At 35.2% G+C, this 514-nt stretch carries 1 protein-coding gene and 1 pseudogene; both read right to left on the bottom strand.

Annotation, left to right across the window (positions count from 1 at the left end):
• A pseudogene (locus DXD25_RS16475) lies at positions 1–203 on the bottom strand (hypothetical protein); the annotation flags it as partial.
• A 56-nt stretch (positions 204–259) separates the two neighbouring features.
• The coding region (locus DXD25_RS17390; protein WP_222847566.1) for a hypothetical protein at positions 260–514 on the bottom strand (255 nt) is incomplete at its 5' end.

Raw genomic sequence — 514 nt, 5'->3', positions numbered from 1 at the left:
TTTCTATAAACGAAATCCGTCCCTTTGGCAACAGCAGTTTTGTCTCTCATGTAATCAGAGTATTCTTTCTCTGACATACCAACCAACATTGCTGCATCATATTCAGAAATTGAACTCGTAATAGACGGAGCTATACCAAAACTTGCTTGCCATTGCAAAGCAACATCTACAAGTATATCTCTTAGCTTTACTTTTTTATCCATAGTAGTATTAATTTTAGCCTGTGAATTTGCAATCCACAGAAAGTGAATATTAATGTCTATTTTTTCTTCTTGTTGACATCTTTATTTGCCTCTAACCAAAGCAGGAAAGACAACAGGAAACATATAAGAGCAACATACTTTCCTCTTTCTATACCAGAATCACGACAAAAAACTCTATCAAGTTTCTCATCGTAAAAGAACGTGGTGTTGTTGAATCCTAACTGTAAACTGTCTCTTTTATTTATGACCGTATCGTATTTTTTACCTTGATAAATAATGTCTGCCGATGGGTGATGTCTTGAGCCACTTCG

The sequence above is a fragment of the Prevotella sp. TF12-30 genome (assembly GCF_003436715.1).
GTDB classification, from domain to species: domain Bacteria; phylum Bacteroidota; class Bacteroidia; order Bacteroidales; family Bacteroidaceae; genus Prevotella; species Prevotella copri_A.
Note: the sequence above shows the minus strand (reverse complement) of the source record. Positions and strands in the feature narration are given on the sequence as shown.